The sequence below is a fragment of the Streptomyces sp. NPDC052023 genome, assembly GCF_044548465.1.
GTDB lineage: Bacteria > Actinomycetota > Actinomycetes > Streptomycetales > Streptomycetaceae > Streptomyces.
Map to the genome: position 1 here is coordinate 307,152 of NZ_JBIUBW010000005.1, position 26,108 is coordinate 333,259.

General features: G+C 73.5%; 22 protein-coding genes. 11 read left to right on the plus strand and 11 right to left on the minus strand.

The window, feature by feature from the left end; all coding sequences use genetic code 11:
• Positions 1 to 63 precede the first annotated feature (63 nt).
• On the plus strand, positions 64 to 747 hold the full coding sequence (locus tag ACIHCM_RS14085) for an alpha-ketoglutarate-dependent dioxygenase AlkB family protein (RefSeq protein ID WP_399894184.1): 684 nt from the start codon (positions 64 to 66) through the stop codon (positions 745 to 747).
• A 126-nt stretch (positions 748 to 873) separates the two neighbouring features.
• Positions 874 to 2,118 carry an ROK family protein gene (locus ACIHCM_RS14090; RefSeq protein ID WP_399894187.1) on the plus strand — a complete coding sequence of 415 codons (1,245 nt, stop codon included), beginning with the start codon at positions 874 to 876 and terminating at the stop codon, positions 2,116 to 2,118.
• A 285-nt stretch (positions 2,119 to 2,403) separates the two neighbouring features.
• Here ACIHCM_RS14090 and ACIHCM_RS14095 read toward each other — a convergent pair whose 3' ends face one another.
• Both ACIHCM_RS14095 and ACIHCM_RS14100 read right to left on the minus strand, forming a co-directional pair.
• Complete coding sequence (locus ACIHCM_RS14095; protein WP_399894190.1) at positions 2,404 to 2,928, minus strand: ATP-binding protein; 525 nt, start codon at positions 2,926 to 2,928, stop codon at positions 2,404 to 2,406.
• 253 nt (positions 2,929 to 3,181) lie between these two features.
• Positions 3,182 to 3,505, minus strand: coding sequence for a hypothetical protein (locus tag ACIHCM_RS14100; RefSeq protein WP_399894193.1), 324 nt, complete (start codon positions 3,503 to 3,505; stop codon positions 3,182 to 3,184).
• Positions 3,506 to 3,867: 362 nt separating this feature from the next.
• On the opposite strand from ACIHCM_RS14100, the gene ACIHCM_RS14105 reads away from it, so the two are divergent.
• Positions 3,868 to 4,992, plus strand: a complete 1,125-nt coding sequence (locus ACIHCM_RS14105) for a PLP-dependent cysteine synthase family protein (RefSeq protein WP_399894196.1) — start codon at positions 3,868 to 3,870, stop codon at positions 4,990 to 4,992.
• A gap of 6 nt (positions 4,993 to 4,998) precedes the next feature.
• Here ACIHCM_RS14105 and ACIHCM_RS14110 read toward each other — a convergent pair whose 3' ends face one another.
• The gene (locus ACIHCM_RS14110; RefSeq protein WP_399894199.1) at positions 4,999 to 5,469 is read right to left on the minus strand and encodes an SRPBCC family protein; all 471 of its coding nucleotides are present in this window, start codon (positions 5,467 to 5,469) and stop codon (positions 4,999 to 5,001) included.
• 83 nt (positions 5,470 to 5,552) lie between these two features.
• The gene (locus tag ACIHCM_RS14115) at positions 5,553 to 6,383 is read right to left on the minus strand and encodes a DeoR/GlpR family DNA-binding transcription regulator (protein ID WP_393113626.1); all 831 of its coding nucleotides are present in this window, start codon (positions 6,381 to 6,383) and stop codon (positions 5,553 to 5,555) included.
• A 304-nt stretch (positions 6,384 to 6,687) separates the two neighbouring features.
• Here ACIHCM_RS14115 and ACIHCM_RS14120 point away from each other — a divergent pair, with 304 nt between their 5' ends.
• On the plus strand, positions 6,688 to 9,045 hold the full coding sequence (locus tag ACIHCM_RS14120; RefSeq protein ID WP_399894638.1) for a hypothetical protein: 2,358 nt from the start codon (positions 6,688 to 6,690) through the stop codon (positions 9,043 to 9,045).
• A gap of 4 nt (positions 9,046 to 9,049) precedes the next feature.
• Here the strand turns inward: ACIHCM_RS14120 and ACIHCM_RS14125 are convergent, their stop codons facing one another.
• The 4 genes from ACIHCM_RS14125 to ACIHCM_RS14140 all read right to left on the minus strand — a co-directional run bounded on the left by ACIHCM_RS14125 (position 9,050) and on the right by ACIHCM_RS14140 (position 13,805).
• Positions 9,050 to 11,491 (minus strand): right-handed parallel beta-helix repeat-containing protein, encoded by a 2,442-nt coding sequence (locus ACIHCM_RS14125; RefSeq protein WP_399894202.1) that lies wholly within the window; start codon positions 11,489 to 11,491, stop codon positions 9,050 to 9,052.
• 232 nt (positions 11,492 to 11,723) lie between these two features.
• Positions 11,724 to 12,326, minus strand: a complete 603-nt coding sequence (locus ACIHCM_RS14130; RefSeq protein WP_399894205.1) for a hypothetical protein — start codon at positions 12,324 to 12,326, stop codon at positions 11,724 to 11,726.
• Between the two features lie 180 nt (positions 12,327 to 12,506).
• Complete coding sequence (locus ACIHCM_RS14135) at positions 12,507 to 13,328, minus strand: MOSC domain-containing protein (protein WP_399894208.1); 822 nt, start codon at positions 13,326 to 13,328, stop codon at positions 12,507 to 12,509.
• Positions 13,329 to 13,370: 42 nt separating this feature from the next.
• Positions 13,371 to 13,805 carry a DUF6643 family protein gene (locus ACIHCM_RS14140; protein WP_399894211.1) on the minus strand — a complete coding sequence of 145 codons (435 nt, stop codon included), beginning with the start codon at positions 13,803 to 13,805 and terminating at the stop codon, positions 13,371 to 13,373.
• Positions 13,806 to 14,104: 299 nt separating this feature from the next.
• Between ACIHCM_RS14140 and ACIHCM_RS14145 the strand changes: the two genes are divergently transcribed.
• Positions 14,105 to 15,370 carry a TerD family protein gene (locus ACIHCM_RS14145; RefSeq protein WP_399894641.1) on the plus strand — a complete coding sequence of 422 codons (1,266 nt, stop codon included), beginning with the start codon at positions 14,105 to 14,107 and terminating at the stop codon, positions 15,368 to 15,370.
• A 13-nt stretch (positions 15,371 to 15,383) separates the two neighbouring features.
• On the opposite strand, the gene ACIHCM_RS14150 is transcribed toward ACIHCM_RS14145, so the two are convergent.
• Complete coding sequence (locus ACIHCM_RS14150; RefSeq protein WP_399894214.1) at positions 15,384 to 16,559, minus strand: glycosyltransferase; 1,176 nt, start codon at positions 16,557 to 16,559, stop codon at positions 15,384 to 15,386.
• Between the two features lie 57 nt (positions 16,560 to 16,616).
• Between ACIHCM_RS14150 and ACIHCM_RS14155 the strand changes: the two genes are divergently transcribed.
• Together ACIHCM_RS14155 and ACIHCM_RS14160 are read left to right on the plus strand one after the other, a co-directional pair.
• The gene (locus tag ACIHCM_RS14155) at positions 16,617 to 17,402 is read left to right on the plus strand and encodes a glutamate racemase (protein WP_399894217.1); all 786 of its coding nucleotides are present in this window, start codon (positions 16,617 to 16,619) and stop codon (positions 17,400 to 17,402) included.
• Between the two features lie 107 nt (positions 17,403 to 17,509).
• Positions 17,510 to 18,058 carry a hypothetical protein gene (locus ACIHCM_RS14160; RefSeq protein ID WP_399894220.1) on the plus strand — a complete coding sequence of 183 codons (549 nt, stop codon included), beginning with the start codon at positions 17,510 to 17,512 and terminating at the stop codon, positions 18,056 to 18,058.
• 276 nt (positions 18,059 to 18,334) lie between these two features.
• Here ACIHCM_RS14160 and ACIHCM_RS14165 read toward each other — a convergent pair whose 3' ends face one another.
• Positions 18,335 to 19,396, minus strand: coding sequence for an O-antigen ligase family protein (locus ACIHCM_RS14165; RefSeq protein WP_399894223.1), 1,062 nt, complete (start codon positions 19,394 to 19,396; stop codon positions 18,335 to 18,337).
• 217 nt (positions 19,397 to 19,613) lie between these two features.
• On the opposite strand from ACIHCM_RS14165, the gene lnt reads away from it, so the two are divergent.
• The 4 genes from lnt (at position 19,614) to ACIHCM_RS14185 (ending at position 24,657) form a co-directional block, all read left to right on the plus strand.
• Positions 19,614 to 21,227, plus strand: a complete 1,614-nt coding sequence (lnt, locus tag ACIHCM_RS14170) for an apolipoprotein N-acyltransferase (RefSeq protein WP_399894226.1) — start codon at positions 19,614 to 19,616, stop codon at positions 21,225 to 21,227.
• A 67-nt stretch (positions 21,228 to 21,294) separates the two neighbouring features.
• A complete protein-coding gene (locus ACIHCM_RS14175; protein WP_399894229.1) occupies positions 21,295 to 21,774 on the plus strand; it encodes an NUDIX hydrolase in 480 nt (159 codons plus the stop codon).
• A 55-nt stretch (positions 21,775 to 21,829) separates the two neighbouring features.
• Positions 21,830 to 22,630, plus strand: coding sequence for a 3-hydroxybutyrate dehydrogenase (locus ACIHCM_RS14180; protein WP_399894232.1), 801 nt, complete (start codon positions 21,830 to 21,832; stop codon positions 22,628 to 22,630).
• A gap of 77 nt (positions 22,631 to 22,707) precedes the next feature.
• Complete coding sequence (locus tag ACIHCM_RS14185; protein WP_399894235.1) at positions 22,708 to 24,657, plus strand: helix-turn-helix domain-containing protein; 1,950 nt, start codon at positions 22,708 to 22,710, stop codon at positions 24,655 to 24,657.
• Between the two features lie 43 nt (positions 24,658 to 24,700).
• On the opposite strand, the gene ACIHCM_RS14190 is transcribed toward ACIHCM_RS14185, so the two are convergent.
• Positions 24,701 to 26,086, minus strand: a complete 1,386-nt coding sequence (locus ACIHCM_RS14190; RefSeq protein WP_399894238.1) for an MFS transporter — start codon at positions 26,084 to 26,086, stop codon at positions 24,701 to 24,703.
• Between the last annotated feature and the right edge of the window lie 22 nt (positions 26,087 to 26,108).

A 26,108-nucleotide genomic window follows, 5' to 3' on the forward strand; every position in this document is an offset into this window, starting at 1 on the left:
CGTTCATCGTGCCGTCCAGGCTAGCTGCCCGCAGCTCACGGCCGGTGCGCGAGGATGGAGGGCATGGACACCGAGCTGTTCCCCAGGGAGCGTACGGAGATCGCGCCCGGCGCGGTGCACGTGCCCGACTGGCTGGACGGGGACGGTCAGCGTGAGCTGCTGCGCGCCTGCCGCGAGTGGGCGCGCCCGCCCGCCGGACTGCGCACGGTCCGCACCCCTGGCGGCGGCAGCATGACCGCCCGGCAGGTCTGCCTGGGGTGGCACTGGTACCCGTACGCCTACGCCCGCACGGTCGCCGACGGCGACGGTGCCCCGGTGAAGACCTTCCCGTCCTGGCTCGGCGACCTGGGCCGGCGCGCGGTGACGGACGCGCTCGGAGCGGAGGCGGCCACCGGGGCCGCGTATGACATCGCACTGATCAATTTCTACGACGCCGACGCCCGGATGGGCATGCACCGCGACGGCGACGAGAAGTCGGACGCGCCGGTGGTGTCCCTGAGCCTCGGCGACACCTGCGTCTTCCGCTTCGGCAACACCGAAACCCGGTCGCGCCCCTATACGGACGTCGAGCTGCGCAGCGGCGACCTGTTCGTCTTCGGAGGGCCGTCACGGCTCGCCTACCACGGGGTGCCCCGGGTGCGGCCGGGGACCGCGCCCGGCGAGCTGGGCCTGACCGGGCGGCTGAACGTGACCCTGCGGGTGAGCGGCTTCACGGCAGAGCGGGCCGAGGGCCGTACGGCACCCTGATCGGGCGCGGGGAACCGGGCGGCCCGCCACTACGGCGGCGCAGACCGCCGGCCGCATGGCCCGGCACTTCCAGCGGCGCCCCCGGCGGCCGTCGCCGAACGAACGGATCATGGGAGACTCGCCCTCATGAGCGGCAAGGCGGACCCCCGGACGGCGGGGGAAGGGACCACCTCGAGAACGCGGTTGGACCGAGGGCGCGGAGCGCTCGGCCCCGCGCTGGAGCTCGTGCACACCGGACGCGCCCCGACCCGCGCCGTCCTCACCGCCGAACTCGGCGTCACCCGCGCCACGGCCGGAGCGGTCGCCGCCGAACTGGAGGCGCTGGGCCTGATCCGTGTCGACGCGCGGCCCGGCGCCGCCGCCGGTTCCCAGGGCCGCCCCTCGCACCGGCTGGAACTCGCCGAGGACGGCCCCGTGGCACTCGCCGCGCAGGTGCACGCCGACGGCTTCCGGGCTGCGCTGGTCGGCCTCGGCGGGCGGATCGTGGCCACCGCGCCCGGCTGCGAGACCGTCGACGCCGACCCCGCGAAGGTGCTCGGGTCGGTGGTGGAGGCAGGTGCCGAGCTGCTGCGCGAGACCGGGCGCCGGTGTGTGGGCGCCGGGCTCGCCGTGCCGTCGGCCGTCGCCGAGCCGGCGGGGCTGGCACTCAACCCGCTGCACCTGGCGTGGCCGGCGGGGGCGCCAGTGCGGCAGATCTTCGCCGAGTGCGTCCGCGCGGCCGGGATCACCGGCCCCGCGTTCGCGGCCAACGACGTCAACCTCGCCGCGCTCGCCGAGCACCGGCACGGCGCCGGACGGGGCGCCCGCGACCTGCTGTGCGTGGCCACCGGACACCGCGGCGTCGGCGGGGCGCTGGTGCTCGACGGGCGGCTGCACACCGGCAGTTCGGGCCTGGCTCTGGAGGTCGGGCACCTCACCGTCAACCCCGAGGGCCGCCCCTGTCACTGCGGCAGCCGCGGCTGCCTCGACGTCGAGGCCGACCCTCTTGCCTTCCTCACCACGGCCGGCCGCGAACCGGGCCCCGAGGTGTCCCTGCTGAAGCAGGCCGACGACCTGATCCGGCACGAGTACGCCGACCCCGCCGTCCGCATGGCGACCGAGGCCCTCATCGACCGGCTGGGGCTGGGCCTCGCCGGGCTGGTGAACATCCTCAATCCCGACCGGATCATCCTGGGTGGCCTGCACCGCACCCTCCTCGACGCCGACCCCGGGCGTCTGAGGGCGGTGGTCGCCGACCGCAGCCTGTGGGGCCAGAGCGGCGGAGTGCCGATCCTCGCCTGCTCCCTGGACCACAACAGCCTGGTCGGTGCGGCGGAGCTGGCGTGGCAGCCGGTGCTGGACGATCCGCTGGGGGCGCTCGCGGCGGCCTGAGGAGTGCCGCGGTCCGGCGCAGACGTCTGGCAGGCAGTCACCGTGACGACACGGCCGGCCGGGCCTTCGGGGCGGCCGGACCGGGCCCTCTCGGGGCGGGCGCGACAACTCCCCGCCCGTCAGCGCCACTCCACGGCGAACGCCCGTCCCGCGTCGGCGGCGGACGTCACGGTCCGGCCCCGGACGGCGGCCGGACCCCCGGTGCGGTCCGGCGCCACGTACGGCGGGCCGTGGCCCCCGTGTGACGCCGTTCAGCAGGTCCCGCGCGGTTCGCTCACCGCCCGGTCAGCCGACAACGGCCGACCGGGCGGGAGTGTGTTCGGGCGCGCGGCCGGCCGGTTCGACCTCCGCGAACCGGCGCGCCGGCTCCGCGGCCGTACGGCGTGCCGGGCGCGGGGGCGCCGTCATGGCAGGGCTGACCGTGGGCAGCGTGAACCACACGATCTTGCCGTTGTCGCCGTCCGGCCGTACGCCCCAGCTCTCGCTCATCGCCGCCACCATGGCGAGCCCGCGCCCGCAGGTGGCCAGCGGGTCCGCGTCCGCCACCACGGGCAGACGCGGGTCGCGGTCGCGCACCGAGACGGTGAGCCGGTCGAGCAGGAGCTCGATCTCGACGGTGCACGTCTTGTCGGGTTGGGCGTGCCGGTGGACGTTCGAGAGCAACTCCGTCACACCGAGCGCCGCTCGGTCTATCAGGGGATCCAGATGCCAGTAGCGCAACTGCGCAGATACGATTCTGCGGACCTGGCCGATCCGCGACGGCAGGGCTTGGAGCTCCACCGTGCAGTGCCTGCTTGGGTGACTGATCACGGCTGCGACTCCCCGACGTGAGGTCCGGAAGAACACGGAGTTCGGATCCAGCAGCGCCTGCGTGAAAACGGCCGCCTGCTGTCGTGGCCGGCGGGCTGGTTCGCAGCGTTATCGCCGGTAAACCCAGAGTGACGTGAGACCAGAGTGACGCAAGGGGTATGAGGCCGCAACTCGCGGTATTCCGGACGGAAGGCGGCCCCGTCGCTTCCCGGCCACCGCTGCGGCCCCCCTCGGCCCCGCTCTCGGTCACCCGTCAGGTGCCCTCTCCCGCCGCCCTGCGCACGGCCTCGATGAACCGGCGTGCCGCGGGTGGCCCAGGCTCGCCCGGGGCGGGGTCCTGCTCGCCGAGGGTCAGCACATAGCGCTTGCCGTTGAGGTCGGCCAGCGCGCGGTCCCCGGAGGCGAACCACGGTTTCGACGCCCGCACCGCCCGTACCGGCGCGCTGTCGATCTCGCTGCCGTAGCTGGTGAGCAACTCCACCCGGCCGCCGCTGATCCGGACCTGCCCGGCCCGGGTGAGTGAGCGAAGGCCCTTCCCGATCCGCACGCCCAAGGCCGTGAACTCCGGCTCCGCCATGCCCTGCCGCCCCCTCGTCGACCGCGGGTCCTGTTCGGGGTGTCCGTCCCACCCGGTGCAGTCTGCACGCCCCCGCAGTCGCGCACCAGTGCGCACGTCACCGAGGCATAGGCCACCCGGTGCACTCACGCGAATGCGCCCCCGGAGATGGCCGGCGGCGCCTACGTCCGCAGGCCGGCGACCGGGGCACGGCACGACCGCCGCGCGGTGGTGGCGCGTGCCGGTACGGAGTGGGCCCCCAGCGCCCGCTTTGAGCGCCTCAAAGATGCGTTTATGCAGGTGAGAAGCGTGCGCAGGCTGCTTATGATCGGTGTGTCGGCCGCGCGATCCGCCGTCGGCGTGCAGCCCTAAGGAGCCCCGCCGTGACCACCCCCCAGCAGACCCGGACCGGCGCCACCCTCGACGCCGACCGTACCGACGCCGCCTACCGCGTCTGGCTCAAGGACGCCGTCCGCAAGGTCCAGGCCGACGCCAACCGCTCGGCCGACACCCACCTCCTCCGTTTCCCGCTGCCGGAACACTGGGGCATCGACCTCTACCTCAAGGACGAGTCGACCCACCCCACGGGAAGTCTCAAGCACCGCCTCGCGCGCTCGCTCTTCCTCTACGGCCTGTGCAACGGCTGGATCCGTCCGGGCCGCCCGGTGATCGAGGCGTCCAGCGGCTCGACGGCCGTCTCCGAGGCGTACTTCGCGAAGCTGATCGGTGTCCCCTTCATCGCGGTGATGCCCCGCACCACGAGTGCCGAGAAGTGCCGTCTGATCGAATTCCACGGCGGCCGCTGCCACTTCGTGGACGACTCACGCAGGATGTACGAGGAATCCGCCCGCCTCGCGGCCGAGACCGGCGGACACTACATGGACCAGTTCACCTACGCGGAACGGGCCACGGACTGGCGCGGCAACAACAACATCGCCGAATCCATCTTCCGCCAGCTGGAGTTGGAACGGTTCCCGGAGCCCGCGTGGATCGTCGCCACGGCCGGCACCGGCGGCACCTCCGCGACCATCGCGCGTTACGTCCACTACATGCAGTACGACACCCGCGTATGCGTCGCCGACCCGGACAACTCCTGCTTCTTCGAAGGCTGGACCACCGGCGATCCGGACGTCACCTGCGACTGCGGCTCCCGCATCGAGGGCATCGGCCGGCCCCGGATGGAGCCGAGCTTCGTGCCCGGTGCGATCGACCGGATGATGAAGGTGCCGGACGCGGCGAGCGTCGCCGCGGTACGCGCCCTGGAGCGGGCCATCGGCCGCAAGGCGGGCGGCTCGACGGGCACCGGCCTGTGGAGCGCCCTGAAGATCGTCGCCGAGATGGTCGCCGAGGGACGTACCGGCAGCGTGGTCACCCTGCTGTGCGACCCGGGCGACCGCTATCTCGACAAGTACTACTCCGACGCCTGGCTGGCCGGACAGGGGCTGGACATCGCCCCCTACACCGCGGCGATCGACTCGCTGCTCGCCACGGGTGTCTGGCCGGACTGAGGCGTCCTACCGCGCCAGCCGCCGGTCCAGCGCCGTCACCGCGTCGCGGAACGCCTTGCCGAGGCCAGGGCGGGCGAGCCTCAGCAACGCGCGGAACACCGGCGGCCCGTCGGCCGCGAACGTCCACTGCACCCGCGTACCGCCACCGGCCGGCGCGAGCCGCCACTCCTCGACGAGCGCGCGGGCGCCCGGCGTGTTCGTCTCGTCGATGCGATACGCGTACACCTCGGGCCCCTTCGCCACGAGGATCGTCTCCGCGAACCGCGTACCGCCCCGCAGGCGGACCTCCCGCCCGGCGCCCTCGTGGGTCGGCCGGGCCAGCGTCACCGCCGAGAACCACTCCGGCCAGCCGGCCACGTCCTCGGCGAGCGCGCGGAAGACCGACTCCGGGGGAGCGGTGATCTGCCGCGCGAAGACCAGCCGTACCGGAGCGGACCGGACGAAGTCGAGATCCACCGGACGCAGTCGGCGCGCCATGCGAAACCCCCTGTGGGAGGAGCGGGAACGGGGCCGCTCACCCTAGTCGGGGGATCCGCCGGATGTCTGCGACGCGGACGGGATCAGGGCTCGTCGGTGGCCTCGTCCTCGCCCGCCACGATCAGGTGCCGCAGATGCTCCGCGATGTCCTCGCGCGCCTCGGCGGTCAGCCCGGAGTCGGTCACCAGCGTGTCCACCTGCTCCAGCGTCGCGAACGAACTCAGGCCCACCGTGCCCCACTTGGTGTGGTCGGCGACCACGACGACCCGCCGTGCCGACTGCACCAGCCGCCGGTTGGTCTCGGCCTCCGCGAGGTTCGGCGTCGACAGGCCCGCCTCCGCCGATATGCCGTGCACGCCGAGGAACAGGACGTCGAAGTGGAGGGTGGCGATCGCCTGGTCGGCGACCGGCCCCACCAGGGAGTCGGACGGCGTGCGCACCCCACCGGTCAGCACGACCGCGGCGGCGCCCTGCCGCTGTCCCGAGGAGCGCTGCGCCGAGTGGAAGACGTCGGCCACCCGCACCGAGTTCGTGACCACGGTGAGGTCGGCGACCTCCAGCAGATGGTGGGCCAGCGCGTAGGTCGTCGTGCCGCCCGACAGCGCGATCGCCGAGCCCGGCGCGACCAGCTCGGCGGCTGCCTTCGCGATGTCCTCCTTGGCGCTCAGCTCCAGGCCCGACTTGGCCTCGAAGCCCGGCTCGTGCGTGCTCGCCTCCAGCACCGGCACCGCACCGCCGTGCACCTTCTCCAGGACGCCCTGGCGGGCCAGCGCGTCCAGATCGCGGCGGACGGTCATGTCGGAGACGCCGAGCTTGCGGGTCAGCTCGTTGACGCGGACACCACCGCGCCGCCGCACCTCGTCCAGGATCAGGGCGCGGCGCTGCTCCGCGAGGAGGTTCTGATTCTCACTCACGTACGCTCCGGTCCTTTCCTCAAGCCGCCCGACACACCCCTCGCACCTGCTCCCACTAGGACGTTCTCGTGGGCCCCGGTGCGTGGGCGTCCCATATTCGCACGGCTTGGCCCGAGTCGCGCCACCGGCTGCACGACGCGCACATGTCACCTGGGTCTCATCCGTTGCCCGCCCCTCACACGGATCGGGGAGATTCCGTGACGAGGGGTGTGCAACGTCCCGCCAGGGGAGATCCTGGTGCCGCATGGACATGCCGATGGCGCGCCCCGGGGGATGTGCCAAGGACACGGGGGAAGTGCGGAGAGTGGAAAGCGCGCAGGAACGCGGCCTGAACGACGGGGCGTCCGGGCCCGCGGCCGCGCCGGCGGGGACCGGGGCCACCCTGGAACTGCTGGTGCACGGAGTGGGCGGCGCCACGCCCGAGCACATGCTGGACGATCCGCGCACCGTGCGGGTCTCCGGCGACGACACGGCCGCCGTCTTCCGCCGCGCCGACGACGTGGATGCGGAGCATCGCCCCGCCGGGACCCGGACCGGGACCGGCAACGCGACCGGCACCGGCAGCCGCCCGGTGCCGGAGGCCTACGTCTGGTGCAACCTCACCTCCGGGAACGGCGCACGAGCCCTGTGGCTGCTCTTACTGCCGTTCATGGTGGCCAACCTCGCGCACTGGATGCGCCCCTCGGCACAGGACCGCCCCCGCACCATCCGTTTCTACGGGCTGCTGGTGCGGCTCGTCGGGCTCAGCCTGACGGTGCTGCTGGTCGCGGCCGCCTGCGAGGTCGCCCTGGACCTGACTGCCTGGCAGTGCGCCGGCACGCGCGCGTGCGCCGAGCGGCACACCTGGCTCGGCTTTCTGTCACCCACCGCTTCGGCCGGCGGCTGGTGGAGCCCGCCGGGCCGCCGGCTGGCCCTCGCGGCCCTGGTGCCCACCGCTCTGGTCGGTCTGCTCTGGTACCTCTCCCGGCGCACCTGGAGCGCCTACGAGTCGGAACAGCCGCTCGTCCGTGAACCCGACGAGGACATCCCCCGCAGTGCGCTCGGCCGCCCCGGCTTCTGGTACGGCCGGCGCCTGGTCGCGCGGCTGCGCGGCGCCCACACCGCCGCCGGTCTGCTCACGGTGGCCGCCGCCGTGGCCCAGGCCGCCGCCCGGCACGACCGCGAGGCCGGCGGTCCGGCCGCCCTGGAGACGCTGGGACGGGTCCTGGAGGCGGCTCTCGTCCTCGGCGCGGCCACGGTGGTGGCGGTGGTCTGCCGGCGCGGCCGCAGCGAGAAGCACCTCGACCGCGAGATCGACGCCTCCTTGGTACGGCACCTGCCGCTCGGTGCCCTCGTGCTGCTCGCGCTCACCCTGGTCCACGCCTGCTGGGAGCGCCCCGGGTGGCACTCGGACGGCAGGCTGCCGGGCGACGTGGCTTTCGGGGGCATCGCCCTGGCCCAGGGCCTGCTGGTGATCGTCCTCGCGGTCGTCGCCCACCTGCTGTACCGCAGCGACCCCGACCCACGCACCGCGATGCGGGGCTTCGCCGGACCCGCCGTCGCGATGCTGGCCTGCGCACTGGGCGGCGTGATGTCCGGCGGCGTCTCCCAGCGCGTCGCCGACTGGGTGGACGGCACCCGGGCCTCCCTTCCCGGTCCACCCGTCGTGCTGACCTGGCAGGCCTCCGTGATCCCGCCGCTGCTCGTCGTCCTGCTGCTGCTCGCCGGCTGGCAGGCCTGGCGCACCCTGCGGCTGGCCCGCGCCGAGCGCGCCGTCGTGGAGGCGGAGTACGGGCGGGAGGCCAAGGACCCGGACCGCACCCGCCGTATCGCCCGCACGCGTGCGATGGCCACGCTCACCGACCGCGGCCCCCTCTTCGTCGCCGCCGTCTCCGCCGTCTCCCTGATGCTGGGTACCGGAGCGCTGGCCGGCGCGATGGCGACGGACAAAACCCCTGGTGCCGCCGCGCAGCACACCCATCCTTTCGTCCACGGTGCCGCGGACACCGCCCAGGCGCTCGGATCCTGGCTGGTCGGACTCGGCTTCATACTGTTCGTCACCCTGGGCCGGCGTGCCTACAAGGACGCCTCCGCACGCCGCACCGTCGGCGTCCTGTGGGACGTCGGCACGTTCTGGCCGCGCGCCGCCCACCCCTTCGCGCCGCCCTGCTACGCCGAGCGCGCGGTCCCCGACCTGAGCTGGCGGATCACCACCTGGACCCGCACCACCGGCGGCCGTCTGGTGATCTCCGGCCACTCCCAGGGGAGCGTCCTCGCCGCCGCCGCGGCGTGGCAGCTGGCGCCGGCCGTGCGGGGGAAAGTCGCTCTGCTGACCTACGGATCGCCGCTGGAGCGCCTGTACGGCCGCTGGTTCCCGGCCCACTTCGGGCCGGCCCCGCTCGCCGCTCTCCGCGAGGAGGTCGACTGCTGGCGCAACCTGTACCGGCTCAGCGACCCGATCGGCGGCCCCGTGCGGCTGCCCGCCGGCGACGGCCCACAGGTCGACTGCGAGCCGCTGCGGGACCCTCTGGCCCATGCCCGCAGCGACCTGCACCCGCTGCCCGCCCCGATCCTCGGCCACTCCGACTACCAGGCCGACCCGACCTTCGACCGGGAACGCGGCGACCTGCTGGACCGGCTCCGCCCCGGACTGCCGGGCCAGCGCCCCGGGGACACGCGCTAGCCGCTCACGCGAGGTCGGGCAGGTCCTGCGCGTACAGCAGGGTCAGGTCGTCCGTGCTCGGCTCCTCGACCTGGGCCACCCGGCTGGCATGCCGTTCCACCATCGCCTCGAAGGTCTGCCGCGCGGTGCGGCCGTTGCCGAAGGCGGGACCCTTGGGGATCGCCGTGAAATACTTCAGCAGGGCCTCCGCAGCACCCGGCGCGAGCCGGTACTCGTGCTCCTCGGCCTGCTGTTCCACGATCCGCAGCAGTTCCTCGGGGCCGTAGTCGCTGAAGGTGATGGTGCGTGAGAAGCGGGACGCGACACCGGGGTTGACCGACAGGAAGCGCTCCATCTCGGCCGTATAGCCCGCGACGATCACCACGACCGCGTCCCGGTGGTCCTCCATCAGCTTCACCAGTGTGTCGATGGCCTCCTTGCCGAAGTCCCGGCCCGCGTCCTGCGGGGACAGCGCGTACGCCTCGTCGATGAACAGCACCCCGCCACGCGCCCGTTCGAACGCCTCCTGGGTGCGGATGGCCGTCGAACCGATGTGCTCGCCGACCAGATCGACGCGGGACACCTCGACCAGGTGGCCCTTGTCCAGCACCCCGAGCGAGGCGAGGATCTCGCCGTAGAGGCGCGCGACCGTGGTCTTGCCGGTGCCGGGGGAGCCCGTGAAGACCAGGTGCCGCTTGACCGACGCGGCCTTCAGGCCCGCCTGCTGCCGGCGCCGGCCCACCTCGATCATGTCGGTGAGCGCCCGCACCTCGCGCTTGACGCTCTCCAGGCCCACCAGGGCGTCCAGTTCACCCAGGACGGCCTTGGAGGTCCGGGCCGCTGTCTCCGGCTGCACGGCGGCGACGAGCGGCTCCTGCTCGGTCGAGCGCTGCCCGGGGATCGCGCCCAGCAGTCCCGGCGACTGACCGGCCGTCTGCACCGCGGGTGCGGGGGCCGCGGTGGGTGTGCGCACTCCCGCGCTCTCGTCGCTGGTGCAGTCCTCCACCACCGGCCCCATACCCGACTCGGCGTCGGGACCGCCGTCCGCGAACTCGTACCCGCCGCGCGCGCACCGCTCCGTACGGCACTTCTTCAGCGTCGTACGGCAGCCGTCGAGGACATGGAAGCCGTATCCGCCGCTGCCCCGCACCCGGCAGTCGAGGAAGCTGCCGCGGCCTCCCGCCGAGACGTAGAAGCCGGCCTCGGCGGGGGAGTCGACCGTGCACCGCTCGATGGTGGGGTCGGCGCCCTTGGTGACGATCACGCCGGTCTGGGTGCCGTCCAGCGTGCAGTTGCTGAGCGTGCCGCCGCTGCCGTGGTCGCGGAACCACGCGCCCGTCGCGGCGTCCCGGATCCGGCAGTCGTCGAGCTGCGCGGTCGCCCCGTCGCTCACCGACACCGCCGTGTTGCGCACCTGGGACAGATCGCTGTCGACGACGTCCGCGCGCGAGCCGCGATCGAGGACGAACAGCGCGTCGGGCACGTCGTGCACCCGGCAGGAGTCCAGCACCGCGGTGGCGCCGTCGCTGACCCAGACCGCCGGGTAGTCGCCGGTGCTGTCGAAGATCTCGCACTGGTTGGCGTCCACGCGTGTCCCCGGGTCCCACACCGACAGGCCGTTGCGCCCGAACTGGCGCACGCTGGTGCGGGTCAGCGTCAGAACGGAGCGGGAGCGCAGGTCGACCGCGTTCTCCGGGATGTCGTGGATACGGCAGTCGGCGAGGGTGAGCACGGCGTCCGTGTCGAGGGTGACACCGTCGGCGGTGGTGCGGTGGACGTCGCAGTCGGTGAGGTGGGCCGTGGCCCGGCCGGTGATCTGCACACCGCTGCCACGGACCTCGTACACCTCGCACCCCACGGCCTCCAGCGCGGAGTTCTCACCGGTCACGGTGAGGCCCGAACCGGCGGCGTGGTGCACCCGGCAGCGCTCCAGGCGCGGGTGCGCGCCGCCGCGCACCGCCACGCCTGCCTGCCCGGCGGCGACGACCTCGCAGTCCTCGAACACCCCGGCCCCGCCGTCGACCACGGCGATCCCGATACCCGCCGGGTTGTCGACGGTGCACCGCCGCACGGTCGGCCGGGCGCTGCCGCGCACCTCGATCCCGGCGGCGGACCGTGTGACGACCCGGACGTCGGACAGCTCCGGCGTGCCCTCCTCGACGAGCAGCGCGGGCGCCGCCGCGTCCTGGCCCTCCACGTGCAGGTCCTGGACCACCGCGGAGGCGCGCACGACGAGCGGCACGCCGTCGGCGGGCGCGATCCGTACGGAACCGGGCGAGCCCTCGGGTCCGCGCAGGGTCACCGCCCGCTGGACGACGAGATTCTCCCGGTAGGTCCCCGGGGCGATGGTGAGCACGTCACCGTCGGCCGCGGCCTCCAGGGCGGCGGCGAGCGAGGCGTACTCACCTGTGCGGCGCCGCCACCGCGACGTACCGGCGTGCGTCACCTGGACCGTGCCCTGTGCCATGGCGTTGCTGTGCCCCCACCTCGGTCGTACTGATGGCTCGTTCGCCCGGGGGCGTCACGCCGGTGCCGGAACCCGTGACCGCGCCCGGCCCCGGAGGGCCGTCGCGCGCTCGCGCGCTCGACACCGGCGCACCCCTGAAGCTCTCTCGCGCGCAGGTCGATGCCGAATCTCGCTTCGGCCGGTCCACCGTAGCGTGCGCGCGGACGCCGGGTTGACCGGAGCCGGAAGGCCGTCAGCTGCCCGTGCCGGTCCTGCCCCAGTCAGGGCCCGCCCGGTCCCATGCCTGGTCCCAACGCGCGTACCGGCGAAGGACCATGCGCCAGACGATCAGCCGTCTTGCGCCCTCGATCAGGCACATGGCCGCAAGAGCCGCGCCGACCCCGGCGAGCACGGCGTGCGTCGACGCCGTCGCGGCGTCCAGCGGGCGCACCGCCGGGCGCCCCTGCTCGTCGGTCCATGTCGCGAACCGGTCGCCCGGCTCGGGGTCCTTGAGCCCGGCGGCGACCGGACCGGTCCGCTCGGTGCCGTCCGGAGCGGTCCAGTGTGCGAGGACGCGTGTCCTGTTGTCCCGCGCGACCGTCTCGGGGTCGGCGGCGAGCGTGGCACGATCCAGCTCCCGGAGGACGGTGGCGGTCACCGGATGCCGGGACTCGTGCTGCCGGCGGACGGACCGCAGAAGGCCGTCCTGAGCCGCGGAGCCGGCGAGAGCTCCGATCGAGGGTGCGACGAGGAGTATCAGCAGCAGGGCGGCCAGCGCCACCCAGGCCTCCATGAGATCGGTCGTGCGGCGCAGCGGATTGTGCCGCCAGCGCCACAGACCGCGAACAGCGAGCATCTTCCGCACCCCCCTTCCCGCTCCATGACAACCCCGCGGAGCCGTTCACACGCGGTACCGGTCGAAGAGAGAGCGACATCACCCGTGTCCCCCGGACCTCTCACGAACGTCTCACAAAGGGCCCAACGCCCAGGTCCCGCCGCCGGGTTCCCGCCGGCAGCGGCTCCCCGCGGACATCGCTCATTCGAGGACGCGGACCGGGTCACCGGTGCGGACCGTGCCCGGCGACAGGGGCACGAGATGCTGTCCGAAGATCAGGCGGCCGCCGATCCGGCGGTGCCGGCCGAGGGTGCGCAGGGGCTCCTTGCCGCGCTCGGCGGTGTCCTGGTCGGTCGTCGTCACGACGCACCGCCCGCACATCCTGGCGACGCGGAACTCGACCTCGCCGACGGCGATGCGCCTCCAGCCGTCCTCGGCCCAGGGTGAGGTGCCCGCGACGACCAGATTCGGCCGGAAGCGGTTCATCGGCAGGGGGCCCTCGGCGGCGAGACCGTCCTCGGCGATGAGGGAGTTCAGGGCGTCGAGCGAGGCTGCCGTGGTGAGCAGCAGGGGAAAGGCGTCGGCGAACGAGACCGTCTCGCCGGGCAGCGCGTGCTCCGGGGCGACCGGCCTGCGTGTGGCGGGGTCGTCCATGTGGACCAGGCGCGCACCCGCCCCGAGGTAGGCGCTGCACCACGCGTGTGCGGACTCGCCGGCGAGGACCCCCTCCACCTTGTTGCCGAAGATGTCCAGCGTGACCGTGCCCGCCGGTTCCGGGACGGGCACTTCGAGCGGCTCCGTCCCGGGACCGGACAGCCGGACGCCGCCGGGCACGAGCTCGGCGGCGGCAAGCGCGAGACGCGGTTGCTGGCGTTGGGTGACGACCTTCCCCCCGTCGTCGATCAGCACCCAGCGTCTGTCCCCGGCCAGCCCCCAGGGCTCCACGACGGCCTCACGGGGCGCCAGGCCCCGGAACGCCTTGACCGGATGGACGTGAATCGACTGCAGCTCCGCGTTCCCCATGAGGCCATCGTGCCAGCCGGCGCCGGCAACCTCACGGTGTGATCAGTAACCGCGGTACTGCTGGTGCTGGTAAGGGTCCTGGTACGGCGCCGGGGTGGGCCGGGGGGCCGCGGGGCGCATCGCCTCGTAGCCCGTGCCGCCGGGTGCGGCGGGGCGGGGGTGCTGCGGCTGCGGGCCGGGGTATCCGCGAGGTGCGGCGGCCTGCTGCGGGATGTAGGCCGTCGGCGCCTGCTGCAGCGGAGCGGGCTGCTGCGCCTGCGGGTAGCCGTACGCGGGCTGGGAAGGGGCCGCGGGGAGGGCGGGCAGCGCGGAGGGGAGGGCGGGCAGGTGGCTGCCCGGGGTGTCGTACGCGGCGGGGACCCGGATCGGGGCGATTTGCGGGGTGCCCCGCTCGGCGACGAGCGAGTCGTAGATCGGGGTGTCCGGGAAGGAGGCGGAGTAGTAGCCGCCGCCATAGGTGGAGCGGGGGGAGGTCATGGCACATAAGTTAAGCCCACGATGTGCTGGTTGGGGAGACCGATAAGAGGGTTGTTTTCCGTGTCGGCGGTGACGTGGGATCCCCAATGTGAGCGAACTTGGGAAAAAGGGGCACCAGACGGGGTTCGGATCGTGTAAAGGCTCAGTTCCCGGGGGGTTACCGGCGGTTGACGACTTGTGTTTCTGCGCTCCACATGGGCGTCCGGCGCTCTGGGCAATACGTTGGGGGGCGCAGAGAACGCGACGGGATGCCGGGACGTGACCTGGCGTGGTGACAGCTGATGGGGGCGGACATGTCAATGCCGAAGGGATCGAACGTCCCGGTGCCGACGACGGCGCTGCGGGTGGAACTGGGCTGGCGCTCCGGACCGGGCGTGCCCGACACCGACGCCTCGGCGCTGCTGCTGGTGGGCGGAAAGGTCCGCTCGGACGCGGACTTCGTCTTCTACAACCAGCCGCAGCACTCCTCCGGAGCGATCCGGTACGAGGGGAAACGGGACGCCGGCGGCCAGGTCACCGACACGCTGGTCGTCGACCTCGCGCGCGTGGAGCCCGCCATCGAGACGGTGGTGCTCGCCGCGTCCGCCGACGGCGGGACGTTCGCACAGGTGCCGGGTCTTTACATCGAGGTCAAGGACGCCGGCGGGGGCACGGTGGCGGCGCGGTTCGACAGCGCGGGCGCGACCGTCGAAACGGCCTTCGTGCTCGGCGAGTTCTACCGGCGCCAGGGTGCCTGGAAGTTCCGCGCCGTCGGCCAGGGGTACAGCAGCGGCCTGGAGGGCCTGGCCACGGACTACGGCATCACGGTGGACGAGCCGCGGCAGACCGCACCCGCCGCACCCCCGGTCCCTCCGGCCCGGCCCGCGACCGCCGCCCCGCCCGCCCCCGCCGCTCCGCCGGCTGCCCCGCCGGCCCCGCCCGCTCCCGTCCAGCTCACCAAGGTCACGCTGACCAAGGCGTCCCCGTCGGTGTCGCTCACCAAGCAGGGCGGAACGTCGGGTGCCATGCGCGTGAACCTCAACTGGCAGGTGCGCAAACAGTTCTCGGGATGGGGCAGCAAGCGCGGCCGCGCCGTCGCCATGCACTCGGACCTCGACCTCGACCTGTGCGCCCTGTACGAACTCAACGACGGCAGCAAGGGAGTCGTACAGGCCCTCGGCAACGCCTTCGGGTCGCTGCACCAGCCGCCGTACATCCACCTCGACGGCGACGACCGCACCGGTGCCGTGGCGAGCGGTGAGAACCTCACCATCAACCTCGACCACAAGCAGGCGTTCCGGCGCATCCTCGTCTTCGTGACCATCTACGAGGGCGCCCGTTCGTTCGCCGACCTGCACGCCACGGTCACCCTGCATCCGCAGTTCGGCGCGCCGATCGACTTCTCGCTGGACGAGTGCACGGTTCCCTCCCCGGTGTGCGCGCTCGCGCTCATCACCAGCACCGGCCAGGACCTGGTCGTCCAGCGCGAGGCGCGTTACCTGGTCCCCGATCGCGGGGTGAGCATGCAGCGGGCCGTCGACCGAGCCTACGGATGGGGCATGAACTGGACACCCGGCCGCAAGTGAGCCCGCCGCCGGCTCACCCCTCGTCGGGTACGGCGTCCGGCCGTGTGTAGGTGCGGCCCTTCCAGGCCGCACCGCGTCCCCTGTAGTGCCGCACCGCGGAGTCGACGGTCATGAGCAGGTACAGGGACGCGGTGAACGGCAGCAGGGGAGCGAGCCACAGGGGCTGCGCGTAGTAGCGGAGCATCGGCAGGTACGTCCCCGTCATCACGAGCCACGCCAGGGCGCCGAGCACCGCGGTCGCCGTGCTCCCCAGGGCCAGGCCCACGGCCACCGCCACGGGCGGCACCAGGTACACCACCGCGAGCCCGGCCACCGTCCCGGCGAGCACCAGTGGGTTGTGCCGCAACTGGGCGTAGGCGCTGCGCGAGACCATCCGCCACAGGTCGTGCAGCCGGGGATAGGGGCGCACGCTGTCCACGCGGTCGGCCAGCCCCAGCCAGATACGCCCGCCGCTGCCGCGCACGGCCCGCGCGAGGGCCACGTCGTCGATGACGGCGTGCCGGATGGCGTCGGGGATCCGCGCGCGCATGGCGGCCTCGGTGCGCAGCAGTACGCAGCCGCCCGCCGCGGCTGCCGTGCGCGCGCCCTTCCGGCCGATACGGCGGAACGGATACAGCTGCGCGAAGAAGTACACGAAGGCCGGCACGACGAGGCGCTCCCACAGGCTCTCGACGCGCAGCCGGGCCATCTGGGAGACGACGTCGAAGTCACCGGTGTGCGCCGCCGCGACCAGCTCGCGCAGACTGTCCGGCGCGTGCGCGATGTCGGCGTCGGTGAGCAGGAGGTACTCGGGGGCACGCGCGCGGGCCAGGCCGATGCCGTGCCGCACCGCCCAGAGCTTGCCGGTCCAGCCCGCGGGCGGTTCGCCCGGCGAGGCCACGGTCAGCGGCAGCCCGCCGTACCGGCGCGACAGCTCGCGTGCCAGCTCCCCGGTGCCGTCCGTGCTGCCGTCGTCCACCAGGAAGACCTCGGCCCGCCCGGGATAGTCCTGGGCGAGCAGCGACGGCAGACCGGCCGGGAGCACAGCGGCCTCGTCGCGCGCGGGGACGACGACGCACACCGACGGCCAGACGGCGGGAGCCGCTCGCGGCGGCAAGCGGATGTCCGTGCGCCAGAAGAACCCCTGACAGAGCAGCAGCCACAGCCAGGCGGAGAGGGATCCGGCGGCGATCCACAGCAAGGCGCTCATCCGCGCAGTCTGCCCCACCGGACCGGCCGCGAACTGCCCATCGTCTATCGTGGCCGGGTGAAGATCGCGCTCATGGACTCCGGAATCGGTCTGCTGGCGGCCACCGCAGCGGTACGGCGCCTGCGACCCGACGCCGATCTCGTCCTCTCCCTCGACCCCGAGGGCATGCCCTGGGGACCCCGGACGGTGGAGGACCTCACCGCGCGCGCCCTGGCCGTCGCCGAGGCGGCCGCCGCGCATCGTCCCGACGCCCTCATCGTCGGCTGCAACACCGCCACCGTGCACGCCCTGACCGCCCTGCGCGCCCGCCTGGAGCCCGCGCTGCCCGTCGTCGGCACGGTACCGGCGATCAAGCCCGCGGCGGCGGGCGGCGGACCTGTCGCGATCTGGGCCACGCCCGCGACCACCGGCAGCCCGTACCAGCGCGGGCTCATCGAGAACTTCGCCGACGGCGTGGACGTCGCGGAGGTGCCGTGCTGGGGGCTCGCGGAAGCGGTCGAACGCGCGGACGAGACGGCCATCGACGCCGCCGTCCGCGCCGCCGCCGAACTGACCCCGGACGACGTCACGACCGTCGTGCTGGGCTGCACCCACTACGAACTGGTCGCGGAGCGCATCCGCGGCGCCGTGCAGCGCGCCGGCCGGCCCCCGCTCGTGCTGCACGGCTCCGCAGGTGCCGTGGCCGCCCAGGCGCTGCGGCGGATCGGCGTGCGCACCGACCCCACGGCCACGCCACTCGGCGGCGTGACGGTGCTGCTCAGCGGGCGCGAGGGGGCGCTGCCCGACGCCGCCCTCACGTACGAGGAAGGCCGTCTGCTCGCGGCCGCCAGCCCCGTGCGGTGACCGCCGGTCATTGACCGGAACCGCTCGGTCCGCTCCCGGCCCAGCCCTGTCCCGTCACTGTGTGCGACCCCCTACCCGCGCAGCGAAACCTGAGTAGTCTCAATGGCATGAGGCACCACCCACGCGGCGAGCACACCACGCATCCGGACGTCTGGACCGGCCGGGCAACCAACCGGGTCCAGTGGCTGCTGGCACTCGTCGGCGCCGCCTGTCTGGCGCTCGGCATCGAGCTGGCCGTGGCCTCCGCGTGGACGGACGAAGGACTCGCACCGCTCGTGATGTCGGTCGTCGGCTGCATCGCCGCCGGGCTGCTCGTGCTGTTCGGCACCCTCGCCTTCGTGCACGTCGCCCTGCGGGTGGACAAGGAGTGCCTGGAAGTGCGCTGCGGCCACATCGGCGTGCCGCGTCGCCGTATCCCGCTGTCGGACGTCGCCGGCGCGGAGTTCGTGCCGCACGTCACCCCGCGCCAGTGGGGCGGCTGGGGCTACCGCTGGCGTCCCGAGAAGGGCACCGCGGTCGTCGTGCGGCGTGGCGAGGGCGTGGCGCTGCGGCTCTGGGACGGTCACACGTTCACGATCACCGTGGACGACGCGGAGGCGGCCGTCCGGGTCATCAAGGAGCGCCTGCGGCCGACCACGCCCGGCGCGGCGCGCTGAGGCCGGGGGTCACTGCGACGCGGGGTGCCTTGAGCCCTGGTGGAGCTTGTGCGGCGGGCCGGGCCTTGCGGGGTGTGCTGCGGCCGGGGGCCGCTGCGGCGCGGGGTGGGCCGAGTCTGATGGAGCTTCTGCGGCCGGCCTGGCCCGGCGCGGCGCGCTGACGCCGGAGGGCGCCGCGCGAGCGGTGCCGGGATATCGGCCGCCCTCAGCGGCCGGCCGCTGGTCGCAGCCGCGGGCGAGGTCCGGTGTGCTGGGGCGCAGGTAGCGCTGGTCTCGTCACGGCACGGGTCGGTGCTTCGGTACGGTGCCTTCCCGACGAGTCTGCTCCTCCGCCAGCGGGCGTGCCGTTGCCAGCCCCGCGAGCAGTCCGGCGCCCACCGAAACCGCCGTGAAGCTGAGCGCGTTGCCCACCGAGGCGATGGTCGCGAGGGCCGTCAGCGCCGCCCCCGCGCTCAGCGCGACCGGCGTCGGGCGGGCGGTGCGCCACAGGGCGTACAGCAGCCAGCAGAAGGCCGCCGCCAGCAGCGTCACTCCAACGGCCCCCTGTTCGGCCGCCTGCTGAAGCAGCGCGGAATGGGGCTTGCCGTCGGACAGCGGCGACGCCGCCGAGGTCGCGCTGAGCTCCCCGAAGCGTCCGGGACCGACTCCCAGGGCGGGGTCCTCGCGGGTCAGTGCCAGCGCGTCGTGCCACAGCTGTACCCGGTGCCCCGTCAGCGGACCCTCCAGGGCGGCGGCGAGCCCCGCGGGCAGCGCGCCGGCCGCGACCGCCCAGGTCAGGCCGGCCACCACCGCCGCCACCGCGCCCAGACCGGCGAGGCCGACAGCACGGTGGCCCATGCGCCCGGCCGCCAACGAGCAGAGCAGCACGCCTGTGCCGGCGACGACCCCGGTGATCGTGCCGAGTACGGCCGCGGTCGCCACGATCCCGGCCGCCAGCGCCCACAGGGCCGGCCGCAGCGCCGGTGCGGCCGTGGACCAGGCGGCGCAGCACGCGGCGCCGGTGGCCAGCGTGAGCAAGGCCGCGGTGGCGCCCGCGTGGCCGAGCGGGACCCCCGGCTGCGGCCCCGGCGCGAGATGCGGAACGGCGATGGCCAGGCCGGTACCCGCCAGCGCTCCGGTCAGCGCTGCGGCGACCGGTGCGATCGCCCCGCACACGCGGCCTGCCGCATAACCGGCCGTCACCGCCAGCACCGCGAGCAGCACGCCTTCCGGGCGCCCGCCGTGCACGGCCGCCGTGATCAGCGACCACAGGGCACAGGCGCCGAGCACGACGACGCCCGCCGCGTCGGAGGCGCTGCGTCGTCCGTCGTCGGCCTTCGCATCGGCCACAGACGTCATTCCCGTGAACCCCACCCGTCCCCCCGCAACCGGCCGTTTTCCCGACCTGCACGGGCCCGGGCCGTCCCGCGGGCGACCTGGGCACGGGCACACGGTAACGGCTTGTGGGCGGTTTGGGGATGTGTGGCACCGACTTGTGCAGAAACGATGTGTCAGGCCCCGGGGAGCGCTCCGGCCGCGCTGTCGGCCACGAACGGGGCGGCCGTAGACTCCCGGGGTGACCGTCACCGCAACCTCCGTGGACGAGTCGGACGCCGCAAACCCGCGAACCGCGCCCGAGTCGCGCGCCGCGCGGTCGCTGCGCCGCCTCGTCCCGGCCGCCGCCTCGGCGCTCTCCGGAGTGCTTCTCTACGTCAGCTTCCCGCCGCGCACCCTGTGGTGGCTGGCCCTGCCGGCCTTCGCCGTCTTCGGCTGGGTGCTGCGCGGCCGGGGCTGGAAGGCGGCCCTCGGTCTCGGCTACCTCTTCGGCCTCGGCTTTCTGCTTCCGCTGCTGGTGTGGACCGGCGTGGAGGTGGGTCCCGGCCCCTGGCTCGCCCTGGTCGTGATCGAGGCGATCTTCGTCGCCCTGGTGGGCGTGGGTGTCGCGGCGGTGTCCAGGCTGCCCGGCCGGCCGGTGTGGGCGGCGGCGGTGTGGATCGCCGGTGAGGCGGCACGCGCGCGTGTGCCGTTCGAAGGCTTCCCGTGGGGCAAGATCGCCTTCGGGCAGGCGGACGGCCTCTTCCTGCCCTTGGCCGCGGTCGGCGGCACGCCGGTGCTCGGCTTCGCCGTGGTTCTGTGCGGCTTCGGTCTGTACGACGTCGCCCGGCTGAGCCTTGCGGCGCGGCGCACCGGGACGGTACGGCGGGGCGCGGCGGCGGTGGCGCTACTCGGTGTCGCCGTGCCGCTGGCCGGTGCCCTCGCCGCGCGCCCCCTGGTGAGCGACCGGGCCGAGAACGGCACGACGACCGTCGCCGTGATCCAGGGCAACGTGCCGCGCGCGGGCCTCGACTTCAACTCCCAGCGGCGCGCCGTACTCGACTACCACGCGCGCGAGACGGAGCGCCTGGCCGCCGAGGTCGAGGCCGGCAGGGTGGCCAGGCCCGACTTCGTGCTGTGGCCGGAGAACTCCTCCGACATCGACCCCTTCGCCAACCCCGACGCCTACGAGGTCATCGACCATGCGGCCAAGGCGATCGGTGTGCCCATCTCGGTGGGCGGGGTCGTCGAGCGTGACGGCAAGCTCCTCAACGAGCAGATCCTGTGGGACCCGCGGAAGGGGCCCGTCGACACCTACGACAAGCGGCAGATCCAGCCGTTCGGCGAGTACCTGCCGCTGCGCCCGTTGCTCGACATGATCAACGAGAGCTGGACGTCCATGGTCCGCCAGGACTTCAGCCGGGGCGGCGAGCCCGGCGTGTTCGACATGGACGGCGCCACGGTCGGCCTCGTGACCTGCTACGAGGCGGCGTTCGACTGGGCCGTGCGCTCCGAGGTCGTCGACGGCGCGCAGCTGATCTCGGTCCCCAGCAACAACGCGACCTTCGACCGCAGCGAGATGACCTATCAGCAGCTCGCCATGTCCCGCGTCCGCGCCGTCGAGCACAGCCGTACCGTCGCCGTGCCGGTGACCAGCGGTGTCAGCGCGATCATCCTGCCGGACGGGACGATCACCCAGCGGACCGGCATGTTCGTGGCCGACTCCCTGGTCCAGGAGGTGCCGCTGCGCTCCTCCCTGACGCCCGCCACCCGCCTCGGCGTCCTGCCGGAGATCGCCCTGGTGCTGGTGGCGGCGGGTGGTCTCGGCTGGGCGGTCACCGCGGCCGCGCGCGGGCGGCGCGCGGCTGACGCGTAGCGGTACGCCCGCGGTACGCCTCCGGAACCCGTCCGGGACCGTGGAAACAGCCCGTTAGGGTCGTCCCATGGCGACTCCTGACTTCATCCGCGCTCTGCGAGCGACCGCCGGTCATCAGCTCCTGTGGCTCCCGGGGGTCACCGCGGTCGTCCTCGACGACGACGGACGGGTGCTGCTGAACCGCCGGTCGGACACCGGACGGTGGTCGCTGATCGGCGGTATCCCCGACCCCGGAGAGCAGCCCGCCGCCTGTGCCGTGCGGGAGGTCCACGAGGAGACGGCGGTGCACTGCCGGCCGGAGCGGGTGGTGCTGGTCCAGGCGCTGAAGCCCGTCACGTACGGCAACAAGGACATCTGCCAGTACATGGACATCACGTTCCGCTGCCGGGCCGTCGGCGGCGAGGCGCGTGTGAACGACGACGAGTCGCTGGACGTCGCCTGGTTCGGCCTCGATGCCCTACCGGAGCTCAACGAGTTCGCAGTGCTGCGGATCAAGCAGGCCCTGTCGGACGCACCCACATGGTTCGACCCCACGACATCGGGATGAAGTATGGGGGCTGACCACATGGGGCGAGGGGAGAGGGCTGCCTAGGGTCAGTCCCATGACCGCGTCCCGTGCCTTCCCCGGCCCTCCTGCCCCGTCGCTCGACCTCGGTGGCCGCACGGCCCTCGTCACCGGCGCCGCCGGTGGTATCGGCCGCGCCTGCGTCCTGCGGCTCGCGGCCGCCGGCGCCAAGGTGAGAGCGGTCGACAGGGACGACTCCGGCCTCGCGGCGCTCGCCGAGCAGTCGGCGGGCCTGCCGGGCAGTGTCGAACCGCAGGTCCTCGACCTCACCGACCTGGACGCCGCCGAGGCCGCGGCCGCCGGCACGGACGTGCTGGTGAACAACGCCGGACTGCAACTGGTCCGGCCCATCGAGGAGTTCCCGCCCGACGTCTTCCACACCGTGCTCACCGTGATGCTGGAGGCGCCGTTCCGGCTCGTCCGCGGGGCGCTGCCGCACATGTACGGCCAGGGCTGGGGGCGCATCGTGAACATCTCCTCGGTGCACGGCCTGCGCGCCTCTGCCTACAAGTCGGCGTACGTGGCCGCCAAGCACGGCCTGGAGGGGCTGTCCAAGACCGCCGCCCTGGAAGGCGCGCCTCACGGCGTGACATCGAACTGCGTGAACCCCGGCTATGTGCGCACCCCGCTGGTCGAGGAGCAGATCGCCGACCAGGCCCGGGCACACGGCATCCCGCGGGAAAGGGTGCTGTCGGAGGTCCTGCTGCAGGACAGCGCGGTCAAGCGGCTCATCGAGCCCGAGGAGGTCGCCGAGGCCGTGGCCTATCTGTGCGGTCCTCAGGCGTCCTTCATGACCGGTGCGTCGCTCGTGCTCGACGGCGGCTGGACCGCTCACTAGTTCGACCGCGTTCGGGGGTGCCCGGAGTTTTCCACAGGGCTGGACGGGGTGGCCCGGCGATGAGGAATCCTGTGACCATGTCCCGCGATCACGTGCAGTCCGCCGAGCGCCCCACGGACGAGCCCGAAGCGCCACCGTACGGCGCAGAGGTGCCGTTCCTGGAGCTGCTGGCCCGTGGCGCGTCCGCCGACGCCTACGAGCAGCCCGTGCTCCTCGCCCGCGCCCAGGGCCGGCCGGACCGGTGGATCGCGGCACTCGAACACGCCAAGCTGCTCGCGCTGCGCGTCCGGTCGGAGCTGGAGGGGCGGCGGCGCCGGGAGGCCGAGCTGTCGGCGCTCTTCGAGACCGCCCACGACCTGGCCGGGCTGCGCGACCTCGATGCCGTCCTCCAGGCCATCGTGCAGCGCGCCCGGTCGCTGCTCGGCACCGACATCGCCTACCTCAGCCTGAACGACCCGGACCGCGGCGACACCTACATGCGGGTGACCGAGGGCTCGGTCGCGGCCCGCTTCCAGCAGCTGCGGCTCGGCATGGGGGAGGGACTCGGCGGCCTGGTCGCGCAGACGGCCCGGCCCTACGTCACCGACGACTACTTCAAGGACGGCCGCTTCCAGCACACCGACACCATCGACGCGGGCGTGCGGGACGAGGGTCTCGTCGCCATCCTCGGCGTCCCCCTGATGCTCGGGCACCATGTGATCGGCGTGCTCTTCGCGGCGGACCGGCGTGCCCGGGTCTTCGAGCGGGAGCAGATCGCGCTGCTCGGCTCCTTCGCCGCCCTGGCCGCCGCCGCGATCGACACCGCCAACCTGCTCACCGAGACCCGTTCGGCGCTCGCCGGCCTGGAGCGCGCCAACGAGATCATCCGGGACCGCAGCGCCGTCATCGAACGGGCCTCCGACGTGCACGACCGCCTCGCCGAACTGGTGCTGCGCGGCGGCGGGGTGCACGACGTTGCCGCCGCCGTCTCCGAAGTCCTTGACGGCACGGTCGAGTTCATCGACGCCACCGCCGCACCCACCCAGGCCCTGGAAGCCTTCCGCACCGAAGGACACGCGGTGCGGCACGCCGGCGACTGGATCGCCGCCGTCGCCGCGGGCGGTGAGCTGTTCGGAGCGCTCGTGCTGCGCGGCCACCCCGGACTCGACCCCGTCGACCAGCGCACCCTGGAGCGCGCCGCGATGGTCACCTCGCTCCTGCTGCTCGCCCGGCGCTCCGCCGCCGAGGCCGAGCAGCGCGTCCGGGGAGAACTCCTCGACGACCTGCTCGACGCCCGCGACCGTGACCCCCGCCTGCTGCGCGAGCGAGCCTCCCGGCTGCACGCCGATCTCGACACCACCCACGTCGTCCTGGCCGCCCGCATCGACGGCCCCGCGGCCGACGCCGACCAGGAGGCGGACGCCCGTCGGCGCCTCTGGTCCGCCGCGTCCCACCTCGCCGCCACCCGGCGCGGACTCGCCGCCGCCCGCGACGGCGGCACGGTCCTGCTGCTGCCTCTGGACGCCGGTGACACGGCGACGGACCTGGCCCGCCGCACCGCCCGGCACCTGGGCACCGCCGTCCACGAAGCGGTCACGGTCGGCTCGTCCGCCCCGGTCGAGGACCTCACCGCCCACCCGGACGCGGTGGCCGCCGCCTACGAGGAGGGGCGGCGCTGCCTGGACGCCCTGCGCCTGCTCGGCCGCAGCGGGGACGGCGCGGCCGCCGAGGACTTCGGCTTCCTGGGGCTGCTGCTGGCCGGTGACCGGGACATCGCCGGCTTCGTCGACCGCACGATAGGCCAGGTGGTCACGTACGACGAACGCCGGGGCACCGACCTGCTGCGCACCCTCGACGCGTACTTCGCCTGCGGGATGAGCCCCGCCCGCACCAAGGACGAACTCCACGTCCACGTCAACACCGTGGCCCAGCGTCTGGAGCGCGTCGGCCGGCTGCTGGGCGACGACTGGCAGAGCCCGTCCCGCGCCCTGGAGATCCAGCTCGCTCTGCGCCTGCAGCGCCTCACGGCTTCCTCGATACGCCCCTGACCCCCGCCGCCACGGGGGCGTACGGGGGTCAGCGGCACGAGGATCAGGCGGTGTGCGCGTCAGCCGCCTTGACCGGCGGGGACGCCGCGTCGGTTTCCGCCTCGACATCGGCCAGATCCCGGTTGCGGGTCTCCTTGGCCACCGCCACGGCGACGGCCGTGAGGAGCGCCGCGGCGATCACGTACAGGGCGATCGGGGTGGAGGTGCCGTATGCGGACAGCAGGGCGGTCGCGATCAGCGGGGCCGGGGCGCCGGCCGCCACGGAGGCGAACTGGGCGCCGATGGAAGCGCCGGAGTAGCGCATCCGGGTCGCGAACATCTCGGAGAAGAAGGCGGCCTGCGGCGCGTACATCGCCCCGTGCAGCACCAGGCCCACGGTCACGGCGAGGATCAGGTTGCCGAAGCCGCCGGTGTCGATGAGCCAGAAGAACGGGAACATCCACAGGCCGACGCCCACCGTGCCGATCAGGTAGACGGGACGGCGGCCGATCCGGTCGGACAGCGCGCCCCACAGCGGGATGACCGCGAAGTGCACGGCCGACGCGATGAGCACCGCGTTGAGGGCGGTCTGCTTGGAGATGCCGGCGGCGGTGGTGGCGTAGACGAGGATGAAGGCGGTGATGACGTAGTAGCTGATGTTCTCGGCCATACGGGCGCCCATCGCCACGAGGACATCACGCCAGTGGTGGCGCAACACCGCGACCAGCGGCGCCTTCTCGGCCTGTGCCGTGCGGTCGGCCTTGCGCGCCTCGGCCTGGGCGAGCGCCTGCTGGAACACGGGCGACTCGTCGACGGACAGCCGGATCCACAGCCCCACGATCACCAGCACACCGGAGAGCAGGAAGGGAATCCGCCAGCCCCAGCCGGTGAAGGCGCTCTCGGAGAGGACGGCGGTGAGGAAGGACAGCACGCCGGTCGCCAGCAACTGCCCCGCGGGCGCGCCGGTCTGCGGCCACGACGCCCAGAAGCCACGGCGCCGCGCGTCACCGTGCTCCGAGACCAGCAGGACGGCGCCGCCCCACTCGCCACCGAGCGCGAAGCCCTGTACGAGCCGCAGCACCGTCAGCAGCACGGGCGCCGCGCTGCCGATCGTGGCGTGTGTGGGCAGGAGGCCGATCGCGAACGTCGCGCCACCCATCAGCAACAGGCTCAGCACCAGCAGCTTCTTGCGGCCGAGCCGGTCGCCGTAGTGCCCGAACACGAGGGCGCCGATCGGCCGGGCAGCGAAGCCGACGGCGTAGGTGAGGAAGGAGAGCAGGGTGCCGACGAGCGGGTCGGACTCCGGGAAGAACAGCTTGTTGAAGACCAGTGCGGCGGCCGAGCCGTAAAGGAAGAAGTCGTACCACTCGATGGTGGTGCCGATGAGGGACGCGGCGACGATGCGCTTGAGGTTGTTCGGCGTCGGTGGAGCGGATGCTGCGGAGGCCATGTGCGCCACTTCCTCGTGTGCG